Consider the following 1549-nt stretch of genomic DNA (forward strand, 5'->3'; position numbering starts at 1 on the left):
GGCGTTGGCGACGAAGCGGCTGTTCTTCGGCCCCAATGCACTGGAAATTCGCGGGGCGTTTCCTGGCGAAACGCGATACGGCGCCATCATTTCGGTGGGCGAGTACCCCTCCATCACGGGACCGGGAATGCTCAACCCCATGCTGAAGGTGCCGCATGAATTCATCGTGACGCAATCCTTCGCCATCATCGACAAGCCCCAGGCGCTGACCCAGATGGAGCGGGTCGGGCGCAAGATCGACATGTCGGATGAAGCCGGCTCGATCGTGGGTGATCAGCTCGGGGAAGCGCGCGATGAGCTTCTGTCCTCGGAAGCGCTCTATGGCTTGCATCATCTGACGGTGCTGTGCCTTGGGAAAACCATGGACGACGTGGCGCGCTGCGTGACCGATGTCGGCACGGCGCTGACGGAGGTGTCCGCCCTGTGGGTTCGCGAGGACCTGAATTGTGAACCAGCGTTCTGGGCCACCCTGCCTGGCAATTTCGCCTATGTGGCGCGCAAGTCCATGATCTCATCGAAGAACATGGCGGGCTTCTCGGCCTTCCATAACTATCCGAGCGGCCGCACTGGAGGGGTTCATTGGGGAATGCCGATAAGCGTCCTCGAGACGACGTCGCAAACAGCCTACTTCTTCAACTTTCATGTTCGAGACCTTGGCAACTTCACCCTGAATGGTCCCTCGGGCTCGGGCAAGACCGTGTTGCTCGGATTTCTCGCGGCACAGGCGCAGCGCCTCACGCCGCGCCCCAAGCTGGTGATGATCGACAAGGATCGGGGCCTGGATATCTTCGTGCGGTCGCTTGGCGGTCGCTATGAGGTTCTGAAGGCCGGTGAGCCTTCCGGCTTCAACCCGTTGCACCTTCCCGATACGCCGCACAATCGGGAATTTCTCTTCCAGCTTTTCAGCTTCATGCTGCGTCGATCCGACGGACACGGCCACTCGACGCGCGAAGAGCAAGTCATCCGCAACGCGATCGCCCAGGTGGCAAGCGCGCCGCCCGAAGGTCGAACCATGGAGGAGTTCGCGGAGCTGTTGCGCGGTGCGATGCGCGCCGGCGATGACGATCTCTATTCGCGCTTTCAGCCATGGATGAGGCCGGATCAGCGCGGTTGGTTGTTCAACAACGCGGAAGATTCGTTTTCGATGTCGTCCATTTTTGGCTTCGACATGACCAGCGTGTTGAGCGACGCAACGACCAGCACGGCGGCGTTGCTCTACATCTTCCATCGCATCGAGGAGCTGCTTGACGGGCAACCGGTCATGATCTTCCTCGATGAAGGCTGGAAGCTCCTCGACAATGATATTTTCAGCTACTTCATCAAGGACAAACTGAAAACCATTCGTAAGTTGAATGGCATCATCGGCTTCGGCACGCAGTCAGCAGCGGATATTGTGAAGTCGTCGATCGCCAACACGCTGATCGAACAGACGCCGACCAATATCTTTTTTCCCAACCCGAAGGCGGATGAGGACTCGCACAGGGCGTTCGGGCTGTCCGAACGCGAGATCAAATGGATCCGCGAAACGCCGCCCGAAGCCCGCAAATTC

1 protein-coding gene is annotated in these 1549 nt (G+C 59.1%); it reads left to right on the forward strand.

Annotated features, from left to right (window positions below; genetic code table 11):
• The coding region (locus EN749_RS35540) for a VirB4 family type IV secretion system protein (RefSeq protein ID WP_189367960.1) at positions 1–1549 on the forward strand (1549 nt) is incomplete at both ends.

The sequence above is a fragment of the Mesorhizobium sp. M7A.F.Ca.ET.027.02.1.1 genome, from assembly GCF_004022985.1.
Taxonomy (GTDB): Bacteria; Pseudomonadota; Alphaproteobacteria; order Rhizobiales; family Rhizobiaceae; genus Mesorhizobium.